The following is a 26,124-nucleotide window of genomic DNA, read 5'->3' on the forward strand; positions in this document are numbered from 1 at the left end:
ACCGCCTTTTCTAATCGGGTTCCTCTTCGTCCGACCTCAGCAGGTCAACAAGCGCAGCAACCCTGCCGGTCGGTAGATGCCGCCCTTCACCCACCAGGGCCTCGTCATTGTTGGCCCATGCAAACGCCTCGGCAAGCTCGGCTTGGGTTGCACCTGTCGCGATGATCTCGGCCACAAGCGTTTTGTCGGCGGGCCCAAGGACGGCGACGACGTCGTGTGAAGTCATTGTCATAACAATTGCTCCTCGCTCAAGCTCCAGAACATATGGTGGCGTCTTCGAAAAGATCAATTTTTCTCGTCGAGAAATTCGGTCCCCTTGAAACCGTAAGACACTGAATTATATTAGTATTGTTGATCGCCCAATAGGGATCGACAGAAAGCCCAGGAGACGCCGGTCGCTCTTGGCGTCTCCTTGTGTCCATGTTGCTTGCAAGGAGGATATGGCTATGAGGACAAACCTCGATTTCTCTCCCCTGTTCCGGTCGAGCATCGGCTTTGAGCGAATGTTGAACGCGCTTGAGGCTGCAGGCCGCGCCGAGACAATCGACAACTGGCCGCCCTACGATATCGTCAAGACCGGCGAGAACGACTACCGCATTGCCATGGCAGTGGCGGGCTTCTCGCAGGACGAGCTGGCAATCACCCAAGAGCAGAACATGCTCATGGTATCAGGGCAGAAGGCAGACAGCGAAGATGCTCAATATCTGCATCGCGGCATTGCCGGACGCTCGTTCCAGCGTCGGTTCGAACTGGCCGATCATGTCAAGGTTGTCGACGCCGGTCTGGTCAACGGTCTGCTGACCATCGATCTCAAGCACGAAATTCCCGAAGAGATGAAGCCGCGCCAGATCGAGATCAAGGCCGACGGAGTGCTGCCCAAGGCCGAGACAAAGCAGATCGAAGGTGAGAAACAGGTGGCGGCCTAAGCGTTCCAATAGCAGGGAGCAGACGTGGCGCCAGACGTCGTCTGGCGCCCACCGGAATGCCGAAGAACCACCAGAAAGGAGTAAAGCCATGAGTGTTCGTGATTTGATTCCCTGGGGCCGCAACAACGGCAATCAGATGCCGAGTCTCCTTCGCGACGACGACCGCGATCCTTTCCTGTCGCTTCACCGCGAGGTCAACCGGCTGTTCGACGACGTTTTTCGCGGCTTTGGCCCCGGCCTGCCGTCACATCGCGGCGCCGGCGGCTTCGGTGCAGGCTGGCCGAGTGTCGAGATTTCGGACACTGACAAGCAAATCAGGGTTACGGCCGAAGTACCCGGTCTTGAAGAAAAGGACATCGAGGTCTTTCTCAATGACGGCGTGCTCACGCTGAAGGGTGAGAAGCGTTCGGAAACGGAAGACAAGGAGAAGCAGTTTTCGGAGCGCTACTACGGCCGCTTCGAACGACGCATCCCGCTCGGCACCGAGGTCAAGGAAGACCAGGTCGACGCCACCTTCAAGAACGGCGTTCTGACTGTCACTCTGCCCAAGACCGAAAAGGCGCAGTCACAGGTCAAGCGCATCGCCATCAGAAGCTGACGAGCGCGGCGGCCGGCCACCTGGCCGGCCGCCGCTCATCCTTCGCCGATAGGGAGGGATAGAACCATGGAGACCGCAAGAGACACACATCGGAAAACCCCAATATCTGGTACTATCTGCGCGTCGAACGATAACGAACGGAGCAAACTTTCCTTCGGGCAATCACTGTTTCCCGAAAACGCCGTTGCCCGTATCTTCAAACCGTGCCGCTCCGTTACGACGTCGCGCAAAGCGCGAACGAAGGGCTGGCGGCTCGTCTTCGAGCGCAGCAGCGCCCCATTCGTCGAACCTTTGATGGGTTACACGGGTGATCGCGATATGCTGACGCAGGTGGAACTCGAATTTCCCACGCTGCGATCCGCCATCCGGTACGCCGAGCGTCACGGTCTGACTTATGTCGTGCAACGGCCTGCTGCTGCTACGGCAAAGCGTATGACCGGCCGCCGAACCGAAAAAATGTCCCATGCTTTCGCTGACTCGACACTGGACCGGCTTGGCCTTGCCCCGCTGAGCGAGAGCTACGGGCAGGCCATGGACGGTGCGACAAGTCGAGGAGATTCTTCCGGTCCGGCGACGTGGTCGTCGCCGATGGACATCGTTGTTGATCCCTCCCTTTCGCTGCAAGCGAAGCGCTCGATCCTTATGAATTGGGCCTGGACGGAATATCTTCTCGACCAGGCAACAAACGAAGGCATGCCGGAGAACGACCGGTCGTCGCGTCTCCATGAGGTCGAGCAGGCGCTGCTTGCCCTGGAGCGAAATGTCGAGAGCGCGCAAACACATCCTGTGGCCAATCGGGAAGCTGCATGAGGTGGGTCATGGATCCGCATGTCGTTTTCGATTGCCAGAACATTCTTCCGAACAGGTTCGCTTTGTCGCTCGCGGCAGCAGCCCGCACCCGCGCACTAAGGCGGGGTGCCGAACCAAGGCTTGATCCGCGGTGCGCAAGCGCGAGCGAGGTGGCATTGCAGGAGATTGCTTGCGGTGCGTTCGCCGACGACGAGATGGCGCCATTTCTGTTCGCATCGCAAGCAGGCGCACGCTTTTTGCCACCTGCACCCACGAAAATCGAGCTTCGCGGCGACGGCCTTTCAAGCACTGCCGCCGCACCCGTCGCCTCATCGCATGAGGCGGTCGATCGATGATGTCAAACAACAGATGAGGAGAAATGAACGATGCTGAAGTCCCTGAATTCGAGCAACCGGACGGCTCTCGATATCGTCAATACCGTTGCCGGTCTTGCTCTTCTGATCTCACCATGGCTGCTCGGCTTCGCAGCCGAGAGCGGCGCCGCATGGAATGCCTGGATCGTCGGCGCTGCCATCGCCCTGGTCGCCGCAGCGGCTCTCTACGCCTTCTATGACGTGGAGGAATGGGTCAATCTTGTCCTCGGCGTATGGGCCGTCGTCGCACCGTGGGTGCTGGGCTTTGCGGCCGTGACAGCGGCGATGTGGGTGCATCTGATTGTGGGTGTTGTCGTCGCCGTTGTGGCCGCGGGCAGCATCTGGTTCAGCCATAACCATCCGCTGTCAACCGTATAAGCGACTCAGAACGGGTCCGGCCGCCGGGCCCGTTCTTCCGAATTCAAGTTTCAAACGAGGAGAGTCGAGGAGCAAACCGATGTTCGATTTAGCCCCGAGGCTTCGCACGATCGCCGTTTCCGCAGCTATCGCCGCCGGAGCCGTCCTGATCACCGTCACCCCCGTCATTGCACAGACAGCGGCGCCTTCTCCTCGAAAAAGAGAATCTAAATGAGACCGACTTGCGGTCCCTTCTGGTCAGGGTCGAAGCGGCGGATCAGCCCACTTGAGTGGGCGGCACGATCAATCGGCCGCCGAGAAGGTGACAATTGCGGCCGAGATGTCGTAGGCCGGCGCGGCCTTTGCCGGGCTCAGGTGGCCTCCGGAACTTAATTCGCCGCGGCGACTATGCCGCCTGGAGTGCTTTGATCGTGCCGATCATGGCTCGGCGCTTATTCCCCCGGCTCGAATACCATGGCGTGGCCGTTGATGCAGTAGCGCAGGCCGGTCGGCGGCGGGCCGTCGGGAAAGACGTGGCCGAGGTGGGCGTCGCAGGTGCCGCAGCGGATTTCAGTCCGCACCATACCGTAGCTCGTGTCGCGATGCTCGGTCACAGCATCGGGAGAAACCGCTTCGAAATAGCTCGGCCAGCCGCAGCCGGCGTCGAATTTCGTGTCAGAGCGGAAAAGCGGCGCGTTGCAGCCGACGCATCGGTAGAGCCCCGTCTCGAAGGAATCCCAGTAGGGGCCGGTGAAGGCGCGTTCGGTGCCGTGCTGGCGGGTAATGCGGTATTGCTCGGGCGTGAGCTGCTCTTTCCATTCGGCGTCAGACTTATAGATCTTGGCGGTGGTTGCAGTTTCGGACATGACGTGCTCCTTTCGCCGAAGGGCGGTTCCGTTTCGCCAGAAATGTGGTGCGCCGTCCTTGTTTGATCAAGCCTCCGGCGCCGGCCCGCGGGAATCGCGGCATGCAGCTATCAGGGAAGACGTCTGCTTTTACATCTATTAAGGGTTTTCTGTTAGGGTTAATGTTACGTACATTGAGGAGCCATTGGTGTTTGAAGCTGCAATCGTCCTGCTCTACGGCCTCGTGACCGTGACCGCCATGACGGTCACGCTGCTGGAGGGCTGGGCGAATCATGCCGGTTTGACGTTTCATCGTCTCGCCGGACTTGTCGCCTGCCTGCTCTGGCCGCTGACGCTTCTGCTCTTTATCCTGCACGGTTCGGTCGTCCGGCTGCTGACGCGTCTCTCCCGCTCGCTGGCCTGACACGGCAACTCTCTGAACCCGTGCTATTGGCGTCTTAACCTGTTTTACGCCGAACTTATGCACAGGAAGCTGTGAGTAAAGCTTGGCCTAAAGTCCTATAATTCTTCCTCAGCCATTTTTTCTCAAGAAAAACGACAAATAATAATTGGCCTTTCGGCCAAACGATGGTATTTGAAAATGCAAGTAGAATTCTGATTGTGAATTACAATCGTTCTGCTTCCAAGTCCCTCAGTTTTGATTTTTCAATGTCTAACTGGGGCCATCGCCTGGAGCAAGACGGTAGTGGTTTTCGGTCAGGCAGTATAAGAACAGGTCTCGGACTTCGGAATCTAGGGGTGGATTTCACGTTTTTCGAAACAGAAGATTGCTTCCTGTGCTTTTGCTGTTCGCTTCTACGAGGCGGGTCTTTGGCGTGACAGTCAAAGATCGTTTGAGCATGCTAACAGGAGAAAAAATATGACGGATATGGCGACCGGCAATGGGCCGGAGCTGCTTGTGGAACTGACGGCCGACATCGTCGCGGCTTATGTCAGCAACCATGTTGTCCCGGTCAGCGACCTGGCAAATCTGATTTCCGACGTGCATTCGGCACTGAGCAACACGTCCGTACCGCAGCCCGCTGCGGCTGTCGTCGAAAAGCAGAAGCCTGCAGTCTCTGTCCGCAAGTCCGTACAGGACGAGCAGATTACGTGCCTGGAATGCGGCGGCAACTTCAAGTCCCTCAAGCGTCACCTCATGACGCATCACAGTCTCTCGCCGGAAGAATACCGTGAGAAATGGGACCTGCCGACCGACTACCCGATGGTCGCGCCCGCCTATGCCGAAGCGCGTTCGCGCCTGGCGAAGGAGATGGGCCTGGGTCAGCGCCGCAAGCGCGGCCGCGGCTGAGCTTTCGAAGCAGTCAACGACAAAAGCCGGGTCTTGTGCCCGGCTTTTCTGTCTGTACCGCAAACATGATGCCGAAAACCGGTTGCGTTTCCGGGCGCTGTCTGTCCGGGCCTGTTAAATGAAAGCAGGATTCAGACTTTAGTGCAAACGGCACAGAGTTCATCCTGTTCTGAATGAGGATAATAATCTACCCTGACTATTCCGCCGCTGTCGCAGATCATGCACGGGGGAGACGGAATATTATCAGGAAGCCTCTCTTACGCTTGGGAGGGTGGCGTAGAATGTATTCCTATACTATAAGGAAGTGTTAATATAGTCGATTGGCCGTCTCCGCAAATGCGCAATCGGCCGCGCTGACCGACCGAATCGATCGCGTTCAGGCCGCGGCGCGGACTTTCGCCTCTTCCCGGATTCGCTTCACCATCGAGCGCAGCCCGTTCGAGCGTTGCGACGACAGGTTCTCCACCAAGCCGATCTTCGAGAAGATCTCGAAGGCATCGAGAGCAGCGATCTCGGAAGCCGGCTTGCCGGAATAGGTGGCAAGCACGATGGCGACGAGGCCGCGCACGATATGCGCGTCGGAATCGCCTTCGAAACTCATGATTGGGTTTTCCGGATCGCCCGACGTATGCGTCACCAGCCACACCTGGCTGGCGCAACCCATCACCTTGTTCTCCGAGGTGCGTTTTTCCTCGGCGAGCTCGGGCAGCGCCTTGCCCAGTTCGATGACATAGCGGTAGCGGTCTTCCCAATCGTCCAGGAAGGCGAAGTCATCGATGATCTGGTCGAGGGATGCCATAAAATGCCTTTCACCTTTTGGCATGCTGGCAAAACGACACGGCAATTTTGCGTCCGGACATGCTCTAGGACTGCATATAGGTGATAGACCGACAGATTTGAACCGCTAAAGCGCGTCGTCTTGCCGATGCCGCGCTCCAGCTTTTATTTTACGCACGTCGTTATCGAAAACCACCGCACATTATTGTGCGACATGCTCTCAAAAGAAACGCCGTGAGGGATGGGCATCCTCACGGCGCAGCAATCTGCTGAATTAAACAGGGCAGGCACGTCAGCATGGGGCATTTCCGCGTCATGCGGACCACCGATGCAAGCTCTAAAGCATGTCGCGCAAAAGTGTGCAGCGGTTTTGCGTGAAAGACATGCGGTAAACCAAGGACTTAAAGCGCGGCAGGCGAATCTCAAGGATCGCACCGCGCTTTAGAATTCAATTGAGAAGCGGTCTCGCCTCCGAATGTTGCTCATGCGCGGCGGGCCGATTGCTCGCGCAATTTCGTCAGATAGCCGGCTTCGGCGTCGGCAGCGGGATCGCGCCGGTTACTACGGTCGCGGCTTCATCGTCGACCGGCGGACGGTAAGGCATCGGCTGGTTGAGCGCACCCTTTGCCTCGCGTACCTTCTCCTGAGCGGAAGGAGAGGCGAGGGAGGGTGCGGCGGCTGCTAACCGGTTTGCCGGTTCGGCGGGGCTTGCGGTCGTCGTCGGTTCCTCCGTGAATTGGCTGTCGAGAAGCTCGTAAGCGACGCGGGCGCCCTCACGGGCCCGGTAGCCGAGCGCCGTCAGGGTCTCGGCGCCTTTGGCACAGACCTCCGGCTTTTCCGAGCACATGCCAGTGAGATAGTCGTAGGCGCCGCTCGCCGCCGTGAATGCATCGGAGAGCTGCAATTGCGGGCCGCCGGGGAGCTTGTCGGATCCCTCCGTGCTGAAGACGGAAAGAAGCACGAGCACAAGGCCAAACCAGAAGGATCCTTTGATCAGAAACCACATTGTCGTTGCCCATCCTGTTTTCCCGTCCGGTTCTATCGCCGAATCAGGCCGGTTGTCCGGTGTGCTTTCACCATATCGGCAAGTTGCGAATGCCTCTTTTCGAAACTCGTGCGCATTTGCGGCAAATTTAATTCAAATTTTAGCGAAGTGCATTTGAGCCGCATTTAAGTCGAATGCGAGCGATTGTCGTTAAGTATCAGGGCGGCACCTGCTTGCAATTGCAGGGTTTTTGCCGGTTCGCCTTGCCACAGGAGTTAACGCGATGCTGAAATATGAAGGAAATCCGCCGCTTACTGGCCATTAACCACAAAAAGCAAAGGAGCTCTCGGATGCTCCAAAGTGGGAATTTCTGCTCTTTCTGGCTGTGAACAGCGCCTTTGCCTTATCCTTTCCTTAAGTCGCGGCGGCCTATTGTCCGGATCGACAGACAGCCTCTTTGGGCGGGTATTGCGTGCGAGTATTGAGTGACATTGGCGGCTGGGTGACGACCCTCGTAGACCGGGCGGCGACAAGCTGGCTTTCCCGGACGGGCGGCGGCGAAGCCGTGCGCCAGCGCGAGCTTGCGATTCTGCGCCGCCTCGTGCTGCTCTCCTCGGCCGCTCTCGTCGCCGCGCCTGTCGGTCTTTCGGCGGTCACCAGTCCGGCCGTCGCGCTGCCGGCCGGCGTCGCCATGGTCTGCGCCGCCTTTCTCTTTTCCGCCGTCGGCAGCATCGCGCTGGCCCGCCAGGGCTCGTCCGCCGGCATTGCCGCACAGTCGGCCGAGGATTTCTTCCTCGCCGTCACCCCCGGCCTCGTCTTCTTCCTGGATCCGCACGGCAGCGTCGCCACCATCGGCGGCCGCGACCGGCGCGATTTCCTTGCCTGGATGCGCGATCCGAAGGGCAGGGGCTTCCTGGAGCAGGTGCATGTCTCAGACCGTATCCTGTTCTTGCAGGCGCTCGATGAGCTCAGGCGAGGCGAAGATGCCGCAAGCGTCGATCTGCGCCTCGACCGGCCTTCGGTCTCGCGCGATCAGCGCCAGTTCGCCTATTTGAGAATGGATATGACGGCGCGCCGTGATGCCGATGGCGAGCTTGCCGCCGTCATCGCCCAGCTGCGCGATGTCTCCGTCGAGCAGCAGCTGCGGGCCGAAGCCCAGAACCGTGCGGCCGAGGCCGAGTCGGCAAATGATGCCAAGTCGCGCTTCCTCGCCGCGGTCAGCCACGAACTGCGCACGCCGCTGAATGCCATCCTCGGCTTCTCCGATATTCTGATCGGCGAATATTTCGGGAAGTTCGAAAACGACCGCCAGCGTGAATATGTCGGGCTCGTCCGCGAATCCGGCGCGCATCTGCTCTCCGTCGTCAATACGATGCTCGACATGAGCAAGATCGAAGCGGGGCGCTACGAGCTGATTCTCGATGCCTTCGATATCTCAAGCTCCGTCAGATCCTGCGAATCGATGTTGGCTTTGCAAGCCAAGACCAAGGGCGTCACGCTGACGAGCCGGATTCAGCGCGGGCTTGGCGAGATCGTCGCCGATCAGCGCGCCATCCAGCAGATCCTCATCAATCTCGTCGGCAATGCCGTGAAATTCACCGAAGCCGGCGGCGTCGTCTCGGTCGATGCGGCGGCGCGTGACGGCATTCTGAAGCTGACGGTCAGCGATACCGGCATCGGCATTGCCGCCGATAAGCTGGCGATGCTCGGCCAACCTTTCGTCCAGATTCAGAACGATTACACCCGCCGCTTCGAGGGCAGCGGTCTCGGCCTCTCGTTGGTCAAGGGGTTAGTGGCGCTGCATGGCGGCAATTTTGCCATTGCCAGCCAGCCGGGCGAAGGTACGATCATCACCGTTGAGATCGCGGTGGATGGCTCGGGCGCCCGGCGCGCCGAAAATGCCGGCCATGGCGCGACCGTCGAATTTCCGCCGCGGCTGAAGGACGCGGTCGGCACCGGAGCAGAATTGGAAGAGGGGCTTTTCGATGGCCGCGCGCAAGCGAAAATCGCCTAAGGGAAAGAAGCGACGGCAGCAGCCGGGCCTTGTCGTGTCCGGTGCGGCCGCTCTCGGGGCGCTCGGCCTGCAGGGAGCCTCCGCGCTGGGTGGTCTAGGGCTGCAGGGGGCGTCCGCGCTCGGCGGCGTCATCGGCCGTAATCCGTCGGTCGCCGGTGGCACGATCGCCTTCTTCGTCATCTTCTCCTTCGTTGCGGCCAACGCGCTCTGGTATCAGCCTGGCCTGCATCCGCACCCGATTTTCCGCACCCGCGACCCGCAGTCTCCCAATGTGCTCGGTGCGCGCCGTCCAACCGACGAACAGCCGGCTGACGTCACCACCTTCCGGATCGAACGGCCGGAGGATGCCGCCACCACCAGCGGGACGCCGGCGCCGGCCGCAGCCGCTCAGCAGCCGAGCCAGCTCGTCATGGACATCCAGCAGCAGCTGGTGCGTCGCGGCCTCTATAACGGCACCGCCGACGGCATCATTGGTCCCCGCACCAGCGCCGCCATCCTGTTTTTCCAGGAGACCGTCGGCATGGCCCAGACTGGGGAAGCGACGCCGGAGGTGCTGGCCGCGCTGAGAACCGACGCTGCCGGCCCCTCGACTGTGCCTGTGGAAAAACCGCCTGAGGATGTCACCTCGAAGGCGGCGGCGGAAGACCCGGTGGCTGCCGCGATCCGCAGCGCCGAAAAGACCGTCAAGACGGCTCCGTCAGCCGCAAAGCAGCTTCCATCGAGCGAGCTCGCCACCGTCGACCTGGTGCTGAAAATCCAGAAGGGCCTTTCCAACATGGCCTATGCCAATGTCGGCGTCGACGGTGTGGCGGGCGAGCAGACCCGCGCCGCGATCCGCCATTTCCAGAAGCACTATAACCTCCCCGAAAACGGCGAACCGAACGAAGCGGTGCTGAAGAAGTTGAAGGAAATCGGTGCGATCTAAGGCGTTCGCGCCGTAGATTACAACCTAAGTCCAAGACCCTAGCGCCGTTTGCAACTTGTTAACCATGTTGTCCGAAGCTTTGCCCATTGCGGCGGGGGAATGTCGGTCATGCATGCGCTGAAGGCGATAGACGATCTGGCCGGAGAACCGGCGGCCAAAGCGGAAAGCCCGGATCGCGAGGCATTGCGCCACATCCTGCAGCGCCTTGCTGAAGAAGCCTCCACCCTTGGCATCGATCTCGTCGATATTGCCGGCGCCATCCAGGACATGGCGGCGATGTCGGCGCGCCACACCTCCGCCTTCGATCATGTCACCAGCACCGCACTTTCGATTGCCGAGACCAATCGCTCGGTCGCCCTGTCGCTGAGCGAGACCGACCGCACGGCGGCCGAAGCCCGCCAGATGCTCAAGGAATCGGCCGACCGCTTGTCCGGCTCCGTTGCCGAGATCGGCCATATGGTTCAGGCTTCCAACGTCATCGGCGCCGAAATCGCCGGCTTCTCGAAATCGCTTGCGGATGTCGACAAGATTGCCGAGGAGATCAGCACCATAGCCCGCCAGACCAACCTTCTGGCGCTGAACGCCGCGATCGAGGCGGCGCGCGCCGGCGAGGCAGGAAAGGGTTTCGCCGTGGTTGCCGCCGAAGTGCGCGCACTTTCGCTGCAGACGTCGAAGGCGACCGGCTCCATTCAGGACACGCTGGATGAGCTGCGGGTGAAGATCGACCGGCTGTCGGCGGTCGGCGGCAATGCCCGCGACAGCGCCGCCGGCGTGCGCGACAAGTCGGAGGCGATGCGCGGCGCCTTCGAAAGTATGGAACATGTCATCACCCGCATTCTCGACAGTTCGACCGTCATGGCCAACACCACCGAGGCGGTCGACCAGCAATGCGCCGGCTTCGTCCAGAAGCTCGGCGAGATGTCCGCCGAGGTCGCCGATTCGAATGTCAGGCTGCAGCAGGCGGCAAAACGCGTCGACAGCGTCGTTGGCCTCTCGGAAACGCTGATCCAGCTGACGGCGAGCGCCGGCGTCAAGACCGCCGACAGCCGCTGGATCGAGGAAGCAAAATCGGTGGCAAGGCAGATATCAGGCGCTTTTGAACGCGCCGTCGCCGAGGGTCAGATCGGTTTCGATGCCCTCTTCGACCGGCGCTACCGGCCGCTGCCTGACACCGATCCGGTTCAGGTGATGGCCGCCTTCACCGAGCTCACCGACCGTCTGCTGCCGCCGATCCAGGAGGCCGTCGTCGCCCTGGACGAGCGCGTCGCTTTCTGCGCGGCGGTCGACGAAAACGGTTATCTGCCGACCCATAACCGGAAGTTTTCGCAGCCACAGCGGCCAGGCGACGTCGTCTGGAACACCGCCAATTGCCGCAATCGCCGCGTCTTCGCCGATCGCGTCGGCCTTGCCGCCGGCCGCAGCACCGCACCTTTCCTCGTCCAGACCTATCGCCGCGACATGGGCGGCGGCAATTTCGTGATGATGAAGGATATCTCCGCGCCGATCACCGTCAGGGGCCGCCATTGGGGTGGCTTGCGGCTGGCGATCAAGGTCTGACGCATTCGTCAAGGCTCGACTGCGGATTGCCGGCGCTGGCGCCGGTCTTAGAGCCTTTCCGAGCTAGATTGAAGCATTCTGCCGGCGCAGGTTTTCGTCAGGGTAAAGGCGATTGGCGACGGGCATACCCCCGAGGTACGTCCGAGCCGATCGCTTTGATCCTGGCGGAAACATGCCCGGCCCACTGGCCGCACCGCTTCGCCGTGGCGAAGCGATAAATGCGTCCGGCGATTCTCAAGTCTTGCAGATTTGCCGGGCAAATCTGCGGGAGGGTTGGCAGAAACGGGCCGGCTGATCGACCGGCCGGCTTGGCCGCAGAGCTGGGCTACGACGCGCGCCGGCCGGTCGACCACCCGACTCCGTTTGAGCCAACAGGATGCTTCAATCCAACTCGGAAAGGCTCTATACCGCGCTGATGAGATTACGCGCCGACATCTTCGTATCTTCCCTTCTGCGCCGCGTCTTCGCGAGTGGTGATTTCGCGGCTGTGGAGAAGAAGGGCGCGGAGGAGGCGGGCGCGATCTTCATCCGCCAGCACTTCCGCGACGGCCTGGAGACCCTCTATGCGCCGGCGCCGCAGACCGCCTTCGGCGAAGACGAGATCCGAGACCGGTTGTTCGAAGTCCGTCTCGCGCGAAGCGAGCCGGAAGCGGTGCGGGCGATACTGGATCGCGAACGCCGCTTCGACCCAGATCTCTGGATCGTCGAGCTGGAGGCGGAGGAGTTGGGGGACATGGTCCCCTTGGCGGGGGATCGCTGAGGGTCAGGTCTTCTTCAACTCAACGCGACCGCCGCCCCAGCGCGCGCATATCGCGCTGCACCGGCGCCTGACGGACGAAGCGGTGGGTTTCTGTTTTCCGAGATGTGTCCGAATCGGGTGCCTCGGCCTTGTAGGTGTAACGATCGGCGCGCCGCCAGGCCTCCACCCTTGCGTGGCATTCTTCCGGATCGAGCGCATCGAGCACCATCCAGCCGCGCGTCACATTGTGCTGTTGTTCGGCAAGATGCGGATAGAAGCGTTCCAGCACGAAGACGGCGTCGAGAAAGTCCATGCCGAGGCTCGTCAGCGTCGTGGCGAGCTGCTGGCCGGAGAGGTCGAGCATGATGCGTTCGGCAAGCCAGCGGCTGGCGGAAAGCGCATCGGCAAGTGCGGTGGCGAAATGCGTCGCCTCGTGCGACCGGGCGAAGCGCACCAGCAGCGCCTCCTGAACGTCGGTGAGGGTGCGCAGGCCGAGCCTGTCTTTATCATCGCGGGCGAGATGGCTGGCGAGATCGAGGATGCGTCCGCGCAAGGCTTCTTCATTGGCGACGCGCTGCTCCTCCAGCGCTTCGGCCTCGTTGCTCTCCACCTGAACCGGCGAAAGCGGGACGGTCACCGGTTCCGTGATCGGCGTCGAAGCGGCCGCGGCGCGCGGCTGGGTCTGGCGCAACGCCACCAGCGCGTCGATGACCTTCGGTGAGAGCGAATCGCGGCTGACGATCGCCTTGACATGCGCCGCACCGTGCATGCGCGCGATGGTGATCAGCGTGTCGTCGGCAATGGCCTTCGAGGCGATAAGGAAAGGCGCGGCGATCTCGATCGGCTGATTGCCGATGAACAGCGCCACGGCTGCCGGCATGGTCTCGCATTGGGAAAGGGCCGCGACCGCCTGGCGCTTGGCCTCCTCGGAGGAAGCTTGGAACAGCGGTGTGAAAAGTTCGGCGAATTGGCGCAGCTCGGATCGTGTCGGACGAGATAGGCTCTCGAAACTGCTCACCGTCGCCATTAACACCACGTCCTTTTTCCTGACGGCCAATGGGCCCTCCAGGTCTCGAAACCGGTCACGCACAAGCACACCCTGAAAACGCAGAACCAAGGGAAACCGCGGGCCGATAGCGCTGGCGGATACGCCTCTCGGACCACACGGATATGAACAAATCCTACAGCGGTACGGTTAATGGATGCTGAAGATTTTATTAAAATGATACAGAAATATGCCTGCGGAACGTGCGGCGAATTGTTTGCCGGCAAGGAAAGGCGATCGGTTTTGAAAGGGCGCTGGGGCAGTTCCCGCGGCCGGCGCGGCGGCTGAAACAGCTCGTTCCTCCCTTCGGATCGTTCTCGCGATTCGAACATGCCGCAACGAGAAAGATGAAAATCGGGCCGCTACAGCCATTTCGAGCGTGGCGGGAACTGCGATCGGTCCCTCTCCCGAAACGCGTGGCCAATGCGGGACAAACCAAAGCCGATCCGGATGTGCCGCAACGAATATTTTTGTGCCGCATATTTGCAACACCGGCACCGCCTGCGGCTGGCAGATAGCGTCAACCATATGAATTGTTTCTAATTTTATATTGCCGGCCGCCTTCTGATCTTTCAGCGGGGGCGTGAAACTAAATCGACTCTTCAAGCGTTGAAGAGGAAGTTACGGAAACTGTATTTGGCATCCACCGAATATTAGTAAACTGTTAACTGTCATGTGTCTCAATTCGGACAGGAACGACGCGATTTGAGTGTTTGGATCGTCGAAACTCCGCATCACGGTATTTCAGTCAGGTGCCGTGGGAAAGGCGCGAATGCCCTCGGTTCGGCCATGCCAGCACCGCAGGACGCGCCGGCCCGCAGATTGGCGGGCAGGGTGAAATCCGTCGCAAGTTCATCCGTCTCGGGCAGTGCATGGAGACGAGAATGGCAATAGTAGTCGCATTGGCGGATCGGCGGCCGCGGGCGCCGCGTCGCCCGGACAAGGAACCGCGCGAAGCCAAGATCCTCTGGTTCACCGGGGTCCGCTACGAGCGGCTCGCCGAGAAGCCTAGACATGGTCCGGCGCCCGCGCCGTGCGCCAGGAAGAAGTAAGCGCTTCCTCAACCCCGGAGCGTGATGCCGAAATTGAGAACAGACATCCCGCTTAATTGCCGGGGGTGAATTGCTCGCAGCCCGCTTCCGTCAGGAAGTTGCGCGCTGCTTCGTCGAAGCTTGCCTGCGGTGCCAGCGTCCGTAGCACGGCATAACCGTCCGGCCGCGCCATTTCCACCAGGATCGCTTGATCCAGTTCCTTCGGCAGATTCTTGCGCAAGTCCGTCAACTGGATCGGGCCGCCCGCCAGGACGTCGAGCGCCCCGCCGACCGAGGTCCGGTCGTTCATGCTGAACACCTCGTTGGAGGCGCTGTCGTAGATGGCGATTGACCAGAAGGGCACATTGCCCTTGGCGGTGAAATGCACCGGCGCATCCTCGACGTCGAAGGAGCAGACGGCGGTCCGCAGGAAGGGGTCGCCATTGGCAAGCCCAGCCTCGTCGTACTGCTCGCCGAGCAGATAGAAATTGTTGAGATCGCCCTCTGCCGCCACACGAGTCGCCGCATCCCTGCCGGTGAAATGCGGCAGGGACAGGATGATGACGAGATGCAGCAGCGCCGCACCGAAAAGCCCGGTCAGGACGGCGAAGAAGATCCTAACCATTGCCGCACCCGGTCTTGGTGAGTTTCGGCATGGCGAGATCGATTACACCGGAGCTGCCGGCGGTCGGCGTATCGAACAGCGTCAGCACCAGCCGGAAGGTGCCGGCCTGCGGCAAGGCCAGCCAGTTGCCCGGCCGAGCGACGGCGGAGATCTCGATCGAAAAGCTGCTGTCGGGCTGGCGCAGCACCGTCCAGGAATTAAGCGCCGCCGGAAGCCCGGTCTTCACCGGCGCCGGATTGCCGCCATTGTCGGCGGTAAAGAGCGTCCAGAGCCGGGCGGGTGGCGTCTGTCCGCTGAGGCGGTAGCGGCAGCCGGCATTCAGCCGTGCGCCTTCGTCGTCAACGCTCGCCGTGAAGGTCAGGCCCTCGGCGCTGCCGTAGAGCAGCTTGCCGGCGCGTGCCCGATGCGACTTGGCGTAAGGGTCGGCATCGACTGTTTGCAGCGCCGGAAAAGCCTCCCAGGCGCCGAGCTTGATCGCGCCGAAACCCTGTGTCGCATCCAGCGCATAAAGCGAAATCATGATCCCGCCGCCAAAGGCGACGATCAGCGTGATCAGGATGAAAAGGGGGAATCGAAACACGTCATGACCTTGGAAACCGGGATGACAGGGTTAACACTGATTCTGGCAGGGTGGAATGCCGGGTGGCGAATGAACGCCGATCTGTCAGAGGCTGCTGGTCTCGTCTGAATGCTCGCGGAGACAGAGAAAAGCGACACTTCCACGCAGCTCCTAATCCGCACTCGCCACCTTCTGCGGCGTCGGCGGCGCGGCGGCCTTCAACTTCTCTCCGAGCTTCTTGAGAATGTTTGTCGATTGCACCGAGAGCATGCGCGGCCGGATGAGCTGCGGCAATCCGTCCTGCGGCTTGGCGGCCGCGGTCTTGGCGAGATCCTTTTCCGAGGGCGGGGGGGGTTCGACGCCGGGGATGGGGCGCAACGTCACACCCTGATGGGCGTAGTCCATGGCGCGCTTGAAGGTCATCGCAGGCAGTGAGCCGCCCGTCATGTTGTTGGTCGAGGTATAGTCGTCATTGCCGAACCAGACGGCGCAGGTGTAATTGCCGGTGAAGCCGACGAACCAGGCATCGCGATAGGCCTGGGTCGTGCCGGTTTTGCCGGCTGTCAGGATGCCGTTGTCGAGTGCCGCCTTTCGTGCCGTGCCGACATAGGGGACCCGCGACAGCATCTGGTTCATGTAGGCATCGGCCTGCTCGGACAGCACGCGTTTCGGCGCCGGCTCGTCACGATCAAAGTCGTAGAGCACATCGCCTTCGTAATCGAGGATCTGGGTAATGCCGTGGCGGCGCGATTGATAACCGCCGGCCGGGAAGGTGGCATAGGCTGTCGCCTGATCCAGCACCGTCACCTCCGATGTCCCGATCGGGATTGTGACGTCGTCGCGGATCGGCGTTTCGACGCCGAGGTTTTTCGCCATCGCCCGGATCGGCTGGATGCCGAGCTTTTCCTTGGCAAGCCGCACCGGCACGGTATTGATCGACTGGGCGATCGCCGTCTCGAGCGTGATGCGGCCGACATAGCGGTTGGCGTAATTATGCGGGCTCCAATTGCCCCAGGAAATCGGCGCGTCGACGATCGTCGTCTGCGGCGTCATTCCGCTCTCCATCGCCAGCGCGTAGGTATAGACCTTGAAGGAGGAGCCGGGCTGACGCAGCGCCTTGGTGGCGCGGTTGAACTGGCTCTCACCGTAATCCCGCCCGCCGACCATGGCGCGTACGGCGCCGCCGTTCTCGATCATCACCATGGCGCCTTGCTTGGCGTGATAAGCCTCGCCATATTCGCGCAGCGACGTCTCGACCGCATCTTCGGCCGCCTTCTGGATGCCCATGTCGATCGTCGTGCGCACGATCAGCGAGTGCTGGTGGAAGCGCGGCGAAAGCCGCTGCACTTCGTCGAAAGCCCAGTCGAGGAAGAAATCCGGCGATTCCACCTCGTTGCGATCGACGACGGTCGCCGGATTGCGTCTGGCGGCGATCACCTGACCTTCGGTCATCAGACCGCTCTGCACGAGGTTGGTCAGCACTTCGTTGGCGCGCGCACGCGCCGCCGGCAGGTTCACGTGCGGCGCATATTTGGCCGGCGCCTTGAACAGGCCGGCCAGCATCGCCGACTCGGCAAGGTTCACATCGGTGATATTCTTGCCGAAATAGAACTGCGCCGCCGCAGCAGCGCCAAAGGTGCCGCCGCCCATATAGGCGCGATCGAGATAGGTGGAGAGGATTTCCTTCTTGGAAAGGTTTGCCTCGAGCCAAAGGGCCAGGAACGCTTCGGTGATCTTGCGGTCGAGCGAGCGCTCGTTGGAAAGGAAGAGGTTCTTGGCCAGCTGCTGGGTCAGCGTCGAGCCGCCCTGCACGACTTCGCCGGCCTGGGCGTTGGTCACCATCGCGCGGAAGAGGCCGACCACGTCGATGCCGAAATGGTCGAAGAAGCGCCGGTCTTCGGTGGCAAGGACGGATTTGATCAGGGAATCCGGCAGCTCGTCGATCGGTACGGAATTCTGGTGGATGACGCCGCGATGGCCGATGACGTTGCCGTAGCGGTCGGTGAAAGTGACGGCGAAATCGCCGCGATTGCGCCAGTCCTCCTTGGTCGCCTCGAAGGCCGGCTGGGCAAGCACCAGCATCAGCACCGCGCCGGCCGCCCCGAGGGTCAGCCCTTCGCCGGCGAGCTCGAAGACGATGCGTTTCCAGCCGCGCACGCGGAAGCGGCGGAAGAAGATGGTGGTGTCTTCCCAGATCTCTGCGGCGCGGAAGCCGGCGTTCCAGACGGTCGAATCGATCCACGAATCGATGCGCAGCAGAATGTGGCGGCTCCTGGTCGGCCGCCTGCCCACCGTGTCACCGGTTCGCTTGTCTGCTTCCTTTTCAGGCCCTTTTTCAGGGTTGTCCGGATCCTGCACGTCCTGTATTCCCGCCTGATCGCGCTTGCCTCATGTCCGGTCGCCGGACGCGACGAAAGCGCGAGGCCCGATCGCCCGAAAGCTCTCCGATACCAGGAGCATGCTGAAGAATTGATTGATTTTGCCGCGGATAACAAGAGAGATAGAGTGGCGGTCACGTGAATTTGCGGCCCGCTGTTGCAAGAAACGGACGATGAACGATCTGCCCTTCTGGAAGAAGAAGACGCTTGCCGAAATGACCGCCGCCGAATGGGAAAGCCTCTGCGACGGCTGCGGCCTCTGCTGTCTCAACAAGCTCGAGGAATGGGATAGCGGCGATATCTATTTCACCTCGGTCAGCTGCAAACTGCTGGACGGCCACAGCTGCCGCTGCTCCAGCTATGAGAACCGCTGGGATTTCGTGCCGGACTGCGTGCAGCTGACCAGAGAGAACGTGCCCGAGATCGCCTGGCTGCCGCCGACCTGCGGCTACCGGCTGATTAATGAGGGCCGCGATCTCTACTGGTGGCATCCGCTTGTCTCCGGCGATCCCGAGACCGTCCACGCCGCCGGCATTTCCGCCCGCGGCCGCACGATCAATGAAAACGAGATCGATATCGACGATCTCGAGGATTACGTCGTTGACTGGCCGCTGACCGTGGGCGCGGAAAAGGATGAAGAAGAAGCGTGAGCGGCGGTCATAATTCCACTGCTGACAGGAAGCGCCGCAATTCCGTCTCCACATAGGCGGCCACCGGGCCGCCGGCGCCAAAGCCCCACCAGGTGAGCGATCCCTGCCATTGTGACAGCATCAGCCGGGCGATCGTTTCCGGCGCCTTCGCCGAGCCGAAACATTGTGCGATCGCCGCCGTCAGCGTCGTTCCCCAGGCCGCACCTCGGGCGCGCAGCACCGGATCGCGAAAATCCTCGCGCAGGACCAGCAATCCTTCGCCATAGGCGGCGGCATCGTCGCCGTAATCCTGCGACAGGCCGACGAGCAGCGCGACGGCGCCCTCCGGCGTTTTCGCCACGCTGCCGGCAAGCCGCTCTGTTTCCGCATCCAGCCGGTCCCAGGCGTACAGTAGCGCGGCGCGCAACATCGCCGCCTTTGTCGCGAAACGCTGAACCAGTGTTGAACCGGAAAGGCCGCTCGCCTTCGCCACCGCCGCAAACGTTGCTGCATCCGGCCCTTCGGCATAGATCAGGGCCAGCACCATGGCGAGAAGTTGTTCGTCGGAAAGGGTGCGGCGGCGCGGCATGAATTTCCCCTTGCGTTAATTTTTAATATGAACGAACATTCGTTTATATTCAACTAGGGCCGGTGGCAGTCCGCCGGCTCTCGGTTCTAGCGTGGAGGATGGAAACGTGACAGCGGATTTGCGGGGGAAAGTGGCCTTGGTGGCGGGCGCGACGCGTGGCGCCGGCCGAGGCATTGCGGTGGAACTCGGCGCTGCCGGCGCCACCGTCTATGTGACGGGTCGCACAACACGCGCCGGGCAATCCGAATATATGCGGCCGGAAACGATCGAGGAGACGGTCGAGCTGGTGACGTCGGCTGGCGGCCAGGGCATTGCCGTGCAGGTGGATCATCTCGTTCCGCATGAGGTCGAGGCGCTCGTCGCGCGCATCCGGACGGAAGTCGGCCGGCTCGACATCCTCGTCAATGACATCTGGGGCTGCGAAAAGCTGTTTGAATGGGACAAGGCGGTCTGGGAGCATTCGCTGGACAAGGGCCTGCGCATGCTGCGGCTCGGTATTGAGACGCATTTGATCACCGCCCATTACGCGCTGGCGCTGATGATCGAGCGGCCGGGCGGGCTGCTGGTGGAGGTAACCGACGGCACGGCAGAATACAATGCCACGCATTACCGGCTCTCGCCCTTCTACGACCTCGTCAAGACGGGCGTCACCCGCATGGCCTGGGCGCATGCGCAGGACTTGGCCAAATACGGCGCCACCGCCGTTTCGATCACGCCTGGCTGGCTGCGCTCCGAAATGATGCTGGAGGCCTATGGTGTGGGCGAGGAGAATTGGCGCGACGCGACCAAGGTGCAGCCGCATTTCGCCATTTCCGAAACTCCGCGCTTCATCGGCCGTGCGGTCACGGCGCTGTCAGCCGATCCCGACCGCGCCCGCTGGAACGGCCAGTCGCTGTCGAGCGGCGGGTTGGCCAAGGCCTATGGTTTCGACGACATCGACGGTTCGCGGCCGGATTGCTGGCGCTATCTGGTGGAAGTGCAGGAGCCGGGCAAACCGGCTGACGTGACCGATTACCGGTGAGGCTGACCGCCGCCCTTGGGCGAGCTGCTGCCCTGAGGCGCGGTTTGGGCCGCCGTCTTCATCTGTCCGGCGAAGCTGGTTTCCGGCTTCGTCGCCAGCTTGTCCTTCTTCGGCTTGCGGGCCTCGCGATTGCTTCTCAGCTGTCCTTTTGCCATGGATGGATCTCCCGTTGGACTGGAATTGAAAGCTGTTGGCCACGCGTTACCCGCCTGCAGAATTTGACCGGCGGCTTGGTTCGGCGTTCGCGCGGCAATCCCTGGATCGCATAGCGGTTGCAGACGGGGGTGACCGGTTTCGGTTGCTTCTTCGGTTTGCCGAAATGGTATTCGAGCGCCCGTAAGAGCATGACCGGCGAGGTGACGCCCTCCTGGAACAGCTTGATCAGCAGCATGGCTGCGGCGTTGCAGGCCTGTTCGTCCTCGACCGGGATTTTTGTTGTATAGCCGGCGGCGTCGAGCACGCCCTGAAGCATGTCGAGATCGGATGACGTCAGATAGGGCTTATCGGAAGTGGAAGACATCAACGTCCTCCTTTCGTCGGGGCGGGGGTTATGAAACCCTCAGTCGGCAGCGCCCGTGCGATGGCTGCCGAAGCTGAAACAATGCGCCTTTCGCCGGAGCAACGCAACGGGATTTTCGCGACTGACAGAGGCTCTGGCGCAGGCACAGCTGGCACCTCCGAGATGCTGGGCATGATGATCATTGCGCCGCCCGACAGGCTGGCTGACGGGCGAGGGTGTCCTCGGCCCCTCAAGTGCTGCGGCCCCGACGGCCGTTATATTTCGCCTTTGTGGAAATAGGCCTCGAGGCGGTAGCCGTCCGGATCGATGACGAAGGCGGCATAATAGAAGCGGCCGTAATCCGGCCGGATGCCTGGTTCGCCGTTGTCCGTGCCGCCGGAGGCGATCGCAGCCGCATAGAACGCGTCGACCGCAGCCTCGTCCGGCGCGACGAAGCAGAAATGCAGCCCGGACTGCATGTCGGCGACAACGGGGTGCGCAACCTGCATCACCCAGAGGCCGACCTGTTCGGAACCGTAGCCGATCATGCCGTCGGAATTCGACAGGCGTTCATATCCGAGCGGCGCCAGCGCCGCGTCATAGAAGCGGCGGGCTCTTTCGAGATCTTTGACGCCGATGGAGATATGATCAAACATGGACCTCAAACTCCGTTCATCCCAGGCTGGCCGGCAGCATCTTTCAACGGCCGCTCCAAGTCAACGAGAGAACATGCTTCGAACAGGCGCGCCGGATGACCGGCCCCTCTTGCGAGGCCAGCCGGGGCGCGACCTACTGCAGCTGCGGCTTTTTCAGGAAGCTGTTGCGGTCGGCGGATTTGATCCGCAGCCAGGCCTCCCGGCCGTTGCGCAGAATCCGCATCGGAATCTCGGCGCCGGCTGGGCCGCTGCTCCAGAGCTTGCGGTAGAAATCGGCTAGGCCATCGACCTCTTCGTCGCGGATTTCCGAAATGATATCGCCCTGACGCAGGCCGGCCTCGGCGGCCGGGCCGCCTTCGGCGACGCTCATCACCACCACGCCGCCACTGCTTTCGGCGGAGAATGCGCCGAGCCAGGGCCGCGGCGGCTTGTTGACCTGGCCGCGGTTCAAGAGATCGTCCAGGATAGGCGGCAAAAGATCGATCGGAACGATCATGTTGATATCGGCCACCTCGCCGTCCTGGCTCATCTGCAGACGAAGCGAACCGATGCCGAGAAGCTTGCCGTCCGCGCCGATCAGCGCCGCGCCGCCCCATGCGGGATGAGCCGGCGCGGTAAAAATCGCCTCATCCAGAAGATATTCCCAATAACCGGCGAATTCCTGCCGGGCCACGATGTTTGCCTGGACATATTCGCCGATGCCGTCGGCAAGCACGACGGGATCGCCGGGCTTGGCCGCGGCCGCATCGCCGAAATCCACCGCCGGCGCGTTCAGGACGCCGAGCGCCTGCACCAGTCCGAAACCGCTCTCCTGGTCATAGGCAAGCGGATGGGCGGGAACCACCCGGCCGTCCAGGGTCGTCAGCCAGACTTCCTCGGCCTCGGTAATGAGATAACCGATGGTCAGCACCAGCCCATTGTCGCGAATGACCACGCCGCTGCCCTCGCGGACGGTGCCCAGCGTCTCCGCCGTGAAGGCATCTTCCGGAATGGTGGAACGGACGGCCACGACTGACCGCAAGATAGGATCGATATTCATGCTTTCATCCCGATGGGCGCCGCCGAGCAACGCCGAAAGCCGGCACTTCTCCTTCCATAGGTAAGGAGATGAAGGGGCGGCGGCAAGGTTGGAGCGGCGGGAATTTCCGCCACCGCCTCTCCTGGCGTGGAGGAATACCGGAATATGCGGGGGTGGTAGGGCGCTGCGCAACAATATACAGTCAATCCAGGAATCAGACGTGCACGGATCACGACATGATGGACTGGTATCCCGATCTCAGCCGCAGCAGCAGTCCGCGCTACATGGCGATCGCCGATCTGATCGAAATGGATCTGCGCAGCGGTCACTTGGTAGCAGGTGACCGGCTGCCGCCGCAGCGCGAACTTGCCAAACGGCTGAACGTCGATTTCACCACGGTGGCGAGAGGATATGTCGAGGCGCAGAAGCGCGGCCTCGTTGATTCCCATGTCGGTCGAGGCACTTTCGTCACAGGCGCTGCCGTCAGGCAGCACCAGGACTTAGGCGCCGATTACGCGCCCGATCCCCGCCGAGCGTCGGTTGTCGACTTCTCGATGAACCTACCGCCGGAACCGGACGATCTGGAGTTGATCGCCCGCATGCGTGAAGGCATGTCGGCGGTAGCCGCGAGTCTGATCCCGCTTTTGCGTTATCAAGGCTTCGGCGGCTCAGTAGTAGACAAGGAGGCCGCCGCCGCCTGGCTCGGCCGCCGGGGTCTGACGCCCTCGCAGGAGCGGCTCTTCGTCACGCCGGGCGCCCATCCGGCTCTCCTGGCGATCTTCGGCCTGCTGGCCAAGCCCGGCGAGACCGTACTTTCGGAAATCATCACCTATCCCGGGATGCGCTCGATCGCAGCCCAGTTGCGGCTCAATCTTGCCGGCCTGCCGATGGACGGGGATGGAATCCGGCCGGATGCTTTGGCCGCGGCCTGCGAGCGGTTGAAGCCGAAGGCGCTGTACCTCAATCCGACGCTGCAGAACCCGACGACGCTGACGATTCCCGCCGGACGCCGTGCGGAAATCGCAGCCGTCGCCCGCAAATATCACCTGCCGATCGTCGAGGACGATGCCTACGGCTTCATTCCGCAAGAAGGGCCTGCGCCGATTGCGGCGACGGCGCCCGATCTGACCTGGCATATTGGCGGCCTGGCGAAATGCCTCGGCGCGGGCCTGCGCCTTGCCTATGTTGTGGCGCCCGACACCAGGGCGGTGTGGCCCTTCGTCAGCTCCATGCGCGCAAACAATGTCATGGCCTCGCCGTTGAATATGGCACTCGCCACCCGATGGATCGAGGATGGCACGGCCGATGCGATCCTCCGCTTCATTCGCGCAGAGGCGGGCGCCCGCCAGCAGATGGTCGCCGCCGTTCTGCCCGCCGGCAGCTACCGCGCCGATCCGATCAGCTTCAATATCTGGCTGCCTCTGGCCAACGGCTGGACCCGTTCCACCTTCGGCAGCCATATGCATTCCGCTGGCATCGGCGTGGTGGCAAGCGATGCCTTCACGGTCGAGGGTGCCGCGCCCGAGGCCGTCCGGGTCTGCCTCGGCGGCCCGATTGCACGCCAGAAATTGCAGGGCGCATTGGAGTTCATGGCCCATGCGCTGGAAGGACCGCCGGAGATGGCGGCTTCGTTCTTTTGATCCGGCCGCGTCGCGGCCTGCCAGGCCGCTCTTCGAATGGTTTGCGCCCATCTGCGACCGGCCCCTTGATCGTTCGGGGGCTTCTGCGGCAATCTGGCAGATTGATGGTGTCTTCCGTACAATGTATTTGTATTGAATGCATACATTGCGCGGCATTGAATGGGCCGTGAGATAGGATCAGTCATCATGGACACGGAATATCCCCCGCTTCCTCCGATGCAGACCGGCATCAGGGGACGCTGCCCGCGCTGTGGGCAGGGTCATATGTTCAAGGGCTTCCTGACGCTGCAGCCGCAGTGCGAAGCCTGCGGCCTCGATTATTCTTTCGCCGATCCGGCTGACGGCCCGGCCTTCTTCGTCATCTGCTTCGCCTGCATCCCGAGCGTGTTGCTCGGCGTCTGGCTGGAGGTGGCTTTCTCGGCGCCGATCTGGGCGCATCTTCTCGTCACCGGTCCCTTCATGCTCGCCACCTGCATTCCGCCGCTCAGGCCACTGAAAGGCTGGCTGGTCGCCAGCCAGTATTTCTATAAGGCGGAAGAGGGCAAGCTGGCCTGAAGCTGCGGGCTACTTCAGCGCGGCGCGCAGGCGCGGCGTCGCGAAATCGATGAGGGCCCGCAGTTTCAGTGGCACCAGCCCCTGCGAGGGATAGACGAGATGCACCGGCGCCGGCTGCGGTTCGAAATCGGCAAGCAGTGGCGCCAGCAGGCCTGCCTTCTCGGCGCGGGCGGCCTGGTAGGAGAGCACGCGGGTGATGCCAAGACCGGCGACGGCGGCATCCACGGCCGCCTCGGCGGTGTTGACGGCAAGACGTGAGCGGATCGGCACAACGAGGTCGCGTTTGCCCTCGACGAATGTCCAGCTTCGCGTCGAGGCCATGCCTTCGAACGTGATGCAGTCATGCACCGAAAGATCGCTGGGGTGGCGGATTGCACCGTGCCGGGCAACATAATCCGGGTTTGCATAGACCGTGCGGCGGATCGCGCCGAGCCTTGTGGCGATCAGGCTGCTATCGGCCAGATTGCCGATCCTGAGCGCCAGGTCGATATGATCCTCGACGAGGTTCGCCAGCCGGTCGCCCAGCATCAGCCTGAGATTGATATCGGGATAGGCCTTCAGAAAATCCAAGACGATGGGCAGGACATGCAGCCGACCGAAGACGATCGGCGCCGTCATCGTCAGCTCACCCTTCGGTGCGCGGTATTCGCCGGCCGCCGTCCGCTCCGCCTCTTCCAAGCGGTCGAGAATCTCCCGCGCCGCCTCGACATAGGCGCGGCCGGCCTCCGTCAACCCGATCTTCCGGTTGGTCCGTTGCAAGAGCCGGGCGCCCAGATGTGCTTCGAGTTCCGAAACCTTGCGGCTGACGGTGGCAAGCGGCGAGTGCAGATGCCGCGAGGCGGCCGACAGGCTGCCTTGTTCGACGACGGTGAGAAGCACGGTCATGGCTTCGAGGCGGTCCATCCTATCCTTCCATAAATTGGAAATCTGTCTTTCAGATTAGCATTCTACTCCAACTCAGCGGAAGGCCGTAGATTCGCTGCCGATGGTTCCGAGCAGCCATCGCCAATCGCCTTCGGTCCCAGAGGAGCCATCATGAAACTCTACCATCACCCGCTATCCGGCCATTCGCATCGTGCCCATCTTTTCCTGTCGCTGCTTGATGTGCCCTACGAACTGTTCGAGGTCGACCTGGCGGCAGGCGCCCACAAGGCGCCGGAGTTCCTCAAGCTCAATCCCTTTGGTCAGGTGCCGGTTCTCGATGATGACGGCACAATCATTGCCGATTCCTCCGCCATCCTCGTCTATCTCTCACGCAAATACGGCCGCGCCGATTGGCTGCCGGAGGAAGCGGTTGCGGCGGCGCGGATACAGAAATGGCTGTCGGTCGCCGCGGGCGAGATTGCCTACGGGCCGTGTGCGGCCCGTCTGGTCACTGTCTTCGGCGCTGATTTCCGTACGGAGGAGGTGATTGCCCGGGCGCACCGCATCCTCGCACTGGTCGAGGCGGAGCTCGGCGGCGACAGCTTCCTGCTCGGCGACAGGCCGACGATCGCCGACATCGCGCTTTACAGCTACATTGCCAATGCGCCGGAGGGCAATGTCGATATCTCGGCCTATCCGAGCGTCCGCGCATGGCTTGCGCGCATCGAGGCGCTGCCAGGTTTCGTCGGCTTTCGGAAGACGAAGATCGGCCTTGCCGCATGAACAGTCGCCGGGGCGGATTGCCGTCCCGGCTTCC

General features: G+C 61.9%; 31 protein-coding genes. 17 read left to right on the forward strand and 14 right to left on the reverse strand.

What is annotated here, in order from left to right:
- Window positions 1–10: 10 nt before the first annotated feature.
- The gene (locus PH551_RS11375) at window positions 11–232 is read right to left on the reverse strand and encodes a hypothetical protein (RefSeq protein ID WP_085777474.1); all 222 of its coding nucleotides are present in this window, start codon (window positions 230–232) and stop codon (window positions 11–13) included.
- A 214-nt stretch (window positions 233–446) separates the two neighbouring features.
- On the opposite strand from PH551_RS11375, the gene PH551_RS11380 reads away from it, so the two are divergent.
- The 5 genes from PH551_RS11380 (at window position 447) to PH551_RS11400 (ending at window position 3,065) form a co-directional block, all read left to right on the forward strand.
- Window positions 447–926, forward strand: a complete 480-nt coding sequence (locus tag PH551_RS11380) for an Hsp20 family protein (protein WP_183703719.1) — start codon at window positions 447–449, stop codon at window positions 924–926.
- 88 nt (window positions 927–1,014) lie between these two features.
- Window positions 1,015–1,524, forward strand: coding sequence for an Hsp20/alpha crystallin family protein (locus PH551_RS11385; protein WP_285193067.1), 510 nt, complete (start codon window positions 1,015–1,017; stop codon window positions 1,522–1,524).
- A 66-nt stretch (window positions 1,525–1,590) separates the two neighbouring features.
- Entirely contained in the window at window positions 1,591–2,334 is a 744-nt protein-coding gene (locus tag PH551_RS11390; protein ID WP_285193068.1) for an NADH dehydrogenase ubiquinone Fe-S protein 4, read from the forward strand.
- An 8-nt stretch (window positions 2,335–2,342) separates the two neighbouring features.
- Entirely contained in the window at window positions 2,343–2,669 is a 327-nt protein-coding gene (locus tag PH551_RS11395; RefSeq protein ID WP_285193141.1) for a DNA-directed RNA polymerase subunit omega, read from the forward strand.
- 30 nt (window positions 2,670–2,699) lie between these two features.
- A complete protein-coding gene (locus PH551_RS11400) occupies window positions 2,700–3,065 on the forward strand; it encodes an SPW repeat protein (RefSeq protein WP_285193069.1) in 366 nt (121 codons plus the stop codon).
- Window positions 3,066–3,496: 431 nt separating this feature from the next.
- Here PH551_RS11400 and msrB read toward each other — a convergent pair whose 3' ends face one another.
- The gene (gene msrB, locus PH551_RS11405) at window positions 3,497–3,910 is read right to left on the reverse strand and encodes a peptide-methionine (R)-S-oxide reductase MsrB (protein ID WP_085777480.1); all 414 of its coding nucleotides are present in this window, start codon (window positions 3,908–3,910) and stop codon (window positions 3,497–3,499) included.
- 187 nt (window positions 3,911–4,097) lie between these two features.
- Here msrB and PH551_RS11410 point away from each other — a divergent pair, with 187 nt between their 5' ends.
- Together PH551_RS11410 and PH551_RS11415 are read left to right on the forward strand one after the other, a co-directional pair.
- Window positions 4,098–4,313 carry a hypothetical protein gene (locus PH551_RS11410; RefSeq protein ID WP_085780013.1) on the forward strand — a complete coding sequence of 72 codons (216 nt, stop codon included), beginning with the start codon at window positions 4,098–4,100 and terminating at the stop codon, window positions 4,311–4,313.
- Window positions 4,314–4,769: 456 nt separating this feature from the next.
- Entirely contained in the window at window positions 4,770–5,201 is a 432-nt protein-coding gene (locus tag PH551_RS11415) for a Ros/MucR family transcriptional regulator (protein ID WP_010060045.1), read from the forward strand.
- 376 nt (window positions 5,202–5,577) lie between these two features.
- Here the strand turns inward: PH551_RS11415 and PH551_RS11420 are convergent, their stop codons facing one another.
- Both PH551_RS11420 and PH551_RS11425 read right to left on the reverse strand, forming a co-directional pair.
- On the reverse strand, window positions 5,578–6,000 hold the full coding sequence (locus tag PH551_RS11420) for a SufE family protein (RefSeq protein WP_064801307.1): 423 nt from the start codon (window positions 5,998–6,000) through the stop codon (window positions 5,578–5,580).
- 495 nt (window positions 6,001–6,495) lie between these two features.
- Window positions 6,496–6,984 carry a DUF5330 domain-containing protein gene (locus tag PH551_RS11425; RefSeq protein WP_285193071.1) on the reverse strand — a complete coding sequence of 163 codons (489 nt, stop codon included), beginning with the start codon at window positions 6,982–6,984 and terminating at the stop codon, window positions 6,496–6,498.
- 451 nt (window positions 6,985–7,435) lie between these two features.
- Between PH551_RS11425 and PH551_RS11430 the strand changes: the two genes are divergently transcribed.
- The 4 genes from PH551_RS11430 (at window position 7,436) to PH551_RS11445 (ending at window position 12,219) form a co-directional block, all read left to right on the forward strand.
- Window positions 7,436–8,977, forward strand: a complete 1,542-nt coding sequence (locus PH551_RS11430; protein ID WP_285193072.1) for a sensor histidine kinase — start codon at window positions 7,436–7,438, stop codon at window positions 8,975–8,977.
- A complete protein-coding gene (locus PH551_RS11435) occupies window positions 8,949–9,902 on the forward strand; it encodes a peptidoglycan-binding domain-containing protein (protein WP_285193073.1) in 954 nt (317 codons plus the stop codon). Before PH551_RS11430 ends, PH551_RS11435 begins: the two co-directional genes overlap by 29 nt.
- A 108-nt stretch (window positions 9,903–10,010) precedes the next feature.
- On the forward strand, window positions 10,011–11,459 hold the full coding sequence (locus tag PH551_RS11440; protein ID WP_285193142.1) for a methyl-accepting chemotaxis protein: 1,449 nt from the start codon (window positions 10,011–10,013) through the stop codon (window positions 11,457–11,459).
- A gap of 415 nt (window positions 11,460–11,874) precedes the next feature.
- Window positions 11,875–12,219, forward strand: coding sequence for a DUF1491 family protein (locus PH551_RS11445; protein WP_285193143.1), 345 nt, complete (start codon window positions 11,875–11,877; stop codon window positions 12,217–12,219).
- Window positions 12,220–12,238: 19 nt separating this feature from the next.
- Here PH551_RS11445 and PH551_RS11450 read toward each other — a convergent pair whose 3' ends face one another.
- Window positions 12,239–13,288 (reverse strand): hypothetical protein, encoded by a 1,050-nt coding sequence (locus PH551_RS11450; RefSeq protein WP_285193074.1) that lies wholly within the window; start codon window positions 13,286–13,288, stop codon window positions 12,239–12,241.
- An 839-nt stretch (window positions 13,289–14,127) separates the two neighbouring features.
- On the opposite strand from PH551_RS11450, the gene PH551_RS11455 reads away from it, so the two are divergent.
- A complete protein-coding gene (locus PH551_RS11455) occupies window positions 14,128–14,295 on the forward strand; it encodes a hypothetical protein (protein ID WP_285193076.1) in 168 nt (55 codons plus the stop codon).
- 52 nt (window positions 14,296–14,347) lie between these two features.
- On the opposite strand, the gene PH551_RS11460 is transcribed toward PH551_RS11455, so the two are convergent.
- From PH551_RS11460 to PH551_RS11470, 3 genes are all read right to left on the reverse strand, one after another.
- Window positions 14,348–14,899, reverse strand: coding sequence for a DUF1254 domain-containing protein (locus PH551_RS11460; protein ID WP_285193077.1), 552 nt, complete (start codon window positions 14,897–14,899; stop codon window positions 14,348–14,350).
- The gene (locus tag PH551_RS11465) at window positions 14,892–15,479 is read right to left on the reverse strand and encodes a DUF1214 domain-containing protein (RefSeq protein WP_285193078.1); all 588 of its coding nucleotides are present in this window, start codon (window positions 15,477–15,479) and stop codon (window positions 14,892–14,894) included. The genes PH551_RS11460 and PH551_RS11465 overlap by 8 nt, the downstream gene beginning before the upstream one ends.
- 150 nt (window positions 15,480–15,629) lie before the next feature.
- A complete protein-coding gene (locus PH551_RS11470; protein WP_183703746.1) occupies window positions 15,630–17,816 on the reverse strand; it encodes a transglycosylase domain-containing protein in 2,187 nt (728 codons plus the stop codon).
- 193 nt (window positions 17,817–18,009) lie between these two features.
- On the opposite strand from PH551_RS11470, the gene PH551_RS11475 reads away from it, so the two are divergent.
- Window positions 18,010–18,486, forward strand: a complete 477-nt coding sequence (locus PH551_RS11475) for a YcgN family cysteine cluster protein (RefSeq protein WP_285193079.1) — start codon at window positions 18,010–18,012, stop codon at window positions 18,484–18,486.
- A gap of 7 nt (window positions 18,487–18,493) precedes the next feature.
- Here the strand turns inward: PH551_RS11475 and PH551_RS11480 are convergent, their stop codons facing one another.
- Window positions 18,494–19,054, reverse strand: a complete 561-nt coding sequence (locus PH551_RS11480; RefSeq protein ID WP_285193080.1) for a TetR family transcriptional regulator — start codon at window positions 19,052–19,054, stop codon at window positions 18,494–18,496.
- Window positions 19,055–19,160: 106 nt separating this feature from the next.
- Between PH551_RS11480 and PH551_RS11485 the strand changes: the two genes are divergently transcribed.
- On the forward strand, window positions 19,161–20,075 hold the full coding sequence (locus PH551_RS11485; protein ID WP_285193081.1) for an SDR family oxidoreductase: 915 nt from the start codon (window positions 19,161–19,163) through the stop codon (window positions 20,073–20,075).
- On the opposite strand, the gene PH551_RS11490 is transcribed toward PH551_RS11485, so the two are convergent.
- The 4 genes from PH551_RS11490 to PH551_RS11505 all read right to left on the reverse strand — a co-directional run bounded on the left by PH551_RS11490 (window position 20,066) and on the right by PH551_RS11505 (window position 22,269).
- Window positions 20,066–20,230 (reverse strand): hypothetical protein, encoded by a 165-nt coding sequence (locus tag PH551_RS11490; RefSeq protein ID WP_176536308.1) that lies wholly within the window; start codon window positions 20,228–20,230, stop codon window positions 20,066–20,068. The genes PH551_RS11485 and PH551_RS11490 overlap by 10 nt on opposite strands.
- A complete protein-coding gene (locus PH551_RS11495; protein ID WP_259668253.1) occupies window positions 20,212–20,595 on the reverse strand; it encodes a hypothetical protein in 384 nt (127 codons plus the stop codon). Before PH551_RS11495 ends, PH551_RS11490 begins: the two co-directional genes overlap by 19 nt.
- A gap of 254 nt (window positions 20,596–20,849) precedes the next feature.
- Entirely contained in the window at window positions 20,850–21,230 is a 381-nt protein-coding gene (locus tag PH551_RS11500) for a VOC family protein (protein ID WP_285193082.1), read from the reverse strand.
- A 133-nt stretch (window positions 21,231–21,363) separates the two neighbouring features.
- Complete coding sequence (locus PH551_RS11505; protein WP_085780016.1) at window positions 21,364–22,269, reverse strand: S1C family serine protease; 906 nt, start codon at window positions 22,267–22,269, stop codon at window positions 21,364–21,366.
- 215 nt (window positions 22,270–22,484) lie between these two features.
- On the opposite strand from PH551_RS11505, the gene PH551_RS11510 reads away from it, so the two are divergent.
- Together PH551_RS11510 and PH551_RS11515 are read left to right on the forward strand one after the other, a co-directional pair.
- Entirely contained in the window at window positions 22,485–23,888 is a 1,404-nt protein-coding gene (locus tag PH551_RS11510) for an aminotransferase-like domain-containing protein (protein WP_285193083.1), read from the forward strand.
- Window positions 23,889–24,074: 186 nt separating this feature from the next.
- Window positions 24,075–24,443: a DUF983 domain-containing protein gene (locus PH551_RS11515; RefSeq protein ID WP_085777495.1), complete on the forward strand. Its 369-nt coding sequence runs from the start codon at window positions 24,075–24,077 to the stop codon at window positions 24,441–24,443.
- Window positions 24,444–24,452: 9 nt separating this feature from the next.
- Here the strand turns inward: PH551_RS11515 and PH551_RS11520 are convergent, their stop codons facing one another.
- A complete protein-coding gene (locus PH551_RS11520; RefSeq protein ID WP_285193084.1) occupies window positions 24,453–25,346 on the reverse strand; it encodes a LysR family transcriptional regulator in 894 nt (297 codons plus the stop codon).
- A gap of 132 nt (window positions 25,347–25,478) precedes the next feature.
- Between PH551_RS11520 and PH551_RS11525 the strand changes: the two genes are divergently transcribed.
- Entirely contained in the window at window positions 25,479–26,090 is a 612-nt protein-coding gene (locus tag PH551_RS11525) for a glutathione S-transferase family protein (protein ID WP_285193085.1), read from the forward strand.
- Window positions 26,091–26,124 lie beyond the last annotated feature (34 nt).

This window comes from Rhizobium atlanticum (assembly GCF_030182485.1).
In the GTDB taxonomy this organism is placed as follows: Bacteria; Pseudomonadota; Alphaproteobacteria; order Rhizobiales; family Rhizobiaceae; genus Rhizobium.

Excerpts from the sequence above, each read along its gene's own strand:
- PH551_RS11525 (WP_285193085.1), top strand. The coding sequence starts at position 25,479 with ATGAAACTCTACCATCACCCGCTATCCGGCCATTCGCATCGTGCCCAT.
- PH551_RS11445 (WP_285193143.1), top strand. The coding sequence starts at position 11,875 with ATGAGATTACGCGCCGACATCTTCGTATCTTCCCTTCTGCGCCGCGTC.
- PH551_RS11380 (WP_183703719.1), top strand. The coding sequence starts at position 447 with ATGAGGACAAACCTCGATTTCTCTCCCCTGTTCCGGTCGAGCATCGGC.
- msrB (WP_085777480.1), bottom strand. The coding sequence starts at position 3,910 with ATGTCCGAAACTGCAACCACCGCCAAGATCTATAAGTCTGACGCCGAA.
- PH551_RS11425 (WP_285193071.1), bottom strand. The coding sequence starts at position 6,984 with ATGTGGTTTCTGATCAAAGGATCCTTCTGGTTTGGCCTTGTGCTCGTG.
- PH551_RS11490 (WP_176536308.1), bottom strand. The coding sequence starts at position 20,230 with ATGGCAAAAGGACAGCTGAGAAGCAATCGCGAGGCCCGCAAGCCGAAG.
- PH551_RS11480 (WP_285193080.1), bottom strand. The coding sequence starts at position 19,054 with ATGCCGCGCCGCCGCACCCTTTCCGACGAACAACTTCTCGCCATGGTG.
- PH551_RS11455 (WP_285193076.1), top strand. The coding sequence starts at position 14,128 with ATGGCAATAGTAGTCGCATTGGCGGATCGGCGGCCGCGGGCGCCGCGT.
- PH551_RS11420 (WP_064801307.1), bottom strand. The coding sequence starts at position 6,000 with ATGGCATCCCTCGACCAGATCATCGATGACTTCGCCTTCCTGGACGAT.
- PH551_RS11500 (WP_285193082.1), bottom strand. The coding sequence starts at position 21,230 with ATGTTTGATCATATCTCCATCGGCGTCAAAGATCTCGAAAGAGCCCGC.
- PH551_RS11435 (WP_285193073.1), top strand. The coding sequence starts at position 8,949 with ATGGCCGCGCGCAAGCGAAAATCGCCTAAGGGAAAGAAGCGACGGCAG.
- PH551_RS11460 (WP_285193077.1), bottom strand. The coding sequence starts at position 14,899 with ATGGTTAGGATCTTCTTCGCCGTCCTGACCGGGCTTTTCGGTGCGGCG.
- PH551_RS11515 (WP_085777495.1), top strand. The coding sequence starts at position 24,075 with ATGGACACGGAATATCCCCCGCTTCCTCCGATGCAGACCGGCATCAGG.
- PH551_RS11400 (WP_285193069.1), top strand. The coding sequence starts at position 2,700 with ATGCTGAAGTCCCTGAATTCGAGCAACCGGACGGCTCTCGATATCGTC.
- PH551_RS11395 (WP_285193141.1), top strand. The coding sequence starts at position 2,343 with ATGGATCCGCATGTCGTTTTCGATTGCCAGAACATTCTTCCGAACAGG.
- PH551_RS11385 (WP_285193067.1), top strand. The coding sequence starts at position 1,015 with ATGAGTGTTCGTGATTTGATTCCCTGGGGCCGCAACAACGGCAATCAG.
- PH551_RS11390 (WP_285193068.1), top strand. The coding sequence starts at position 1,591 with ATGGAGACCGCAAGAGACACACATCGGAAAACCCCAATATCTGGTACT.
- PH551_RS11505 (WP_085780016.1), bottom strand. The coding sequence starts at position 22,269 with ATGAATATCGATCCTATCTTGCGGTCAGTCGTGGCCGTCCGTTCCACC.
- PH551_RS11520 (WP_285193084.1), bottom strand. The coding sequence starts at position 25,346 with ATGGACCGCCTCGAAGCCATGACCGTGCTTCTCACCGTCGTCGAACAA.
- PH551_RS11415 (WP_010060045.1), top strand. The coding sequence starts at position 4,770 with ATGACGGATATGGCGACCGGCAATGGGCCGGAGCTGCTTGTGGAACTG.
- PH551_RS11510 (WP_285193083.1), top strand. The coding sequence starts at position 22,485 with ATGATGGACTGGTATCCCGATCTCAGCCGCAGCAGCAGTCCGCGCTAC.
- PH551_RS11475 (WP_285193079.1), top strand. The coding sequence starts at position 18,010 with ATGAACGATCTGCCCTTCTGGAAGAAGAAGACGCTTGCCGAAATGACC.
- PH551_RS11440 (WP_285193142.1), top strand. The coding sequence starts at position 10,011 with ATGCATGCGCTGAAGGCGATAGACGATCTGGCCGGAGAACCGGCGGCC.
- PH551_RS11375 (WP_085777474.1), bottom strand. The coding sequence starts at position 232 with ATGACAATGACTTCACACGACGTCGTCGCCGTCCTTGGGCCCGCCGAC.
- PH551_RS11495 (WP_259668253.1), bottom strand. The coding sequence starts at position 20,595 with ATGTCTTCCACTTCCGATAAGCCCTATCTGACGTCATCCGATCTCGAC.